Source organism: Paenibacillus polysaccharolyticus (assembly GCF_023714295.1).
In the GTDB taxonomy this organism is placed as follows: domain Bacteria; phylum Bacillota; class Bacilli; order Paenibacillales; family Paenibacillaceae; genus Paenibacillus; species Paenibacillus polysaccharolyticus_A.
In genome coordinates this window covers 1-472 of record NZ_JAMAUN010000036.1, presented here as the reverse complement: position 1 = coordinate 472, position 472 = coordinate 1, and the positions used below count along the sequence as shown (strand labels likewise).

Sequence of the window (472 nt, the reverse complement as noted above, 5' to 3'; positions counted from 1 at the left end):
TTGCTTAACGCGCTTCCTCTCATTGGCTCCCTGATCGGCGGACAACAGCTGAGCCTGATCTTCACCATCCTGGCGTTAACCCAAAGCGCCGGTATTAGCTTTCTGCAGGGGCTGCAAAGCGTTGAAGAGTCCCTGTCGTGCCCGCTATGGCGCCAGCGTCTGGCGCAGGCCCGCGCGCTGATCGTTCAGGGGGAGCCGATTTGGCTGGCGTTAAGCCGCTGCGGCGGTTTTACACCGCTGTGCCTGCAGCTCATCCGCACGGGGGAAAGCGCGGGAGCGCTGGATCAGATGCTGGAAAACCTGGCGCATCACCATCGCCAGCAAACCTATCAGCGAGCCGATAGTCTGGCTGCGCATCTTGAACCAATGATGCTGGTGATAACCGGCTCGCTGGTCGGGATTCTGGTGGTGGCAATGTATTTGCCCGTTTTTCACCTGGGCGATGCCATTGGCGGGGCGGGAGGATGAGAAA

At 60.0% G+C, this 472-nt stretch carries 1 protein-coding gene; it reads left to right on the top strand.

What is annotated here, in order from left to right; all coding sequences use genetic code 11:
• On the top strand, positions 1–468 hold a 468-nt coding region (locus M3629_RS28050), incomplete at its 5' end, for a type II secretion system F family protein (RefSeq protein WP_251512174.1).
• Positions 469–472 lie beyond the last annotated feature (4 nt).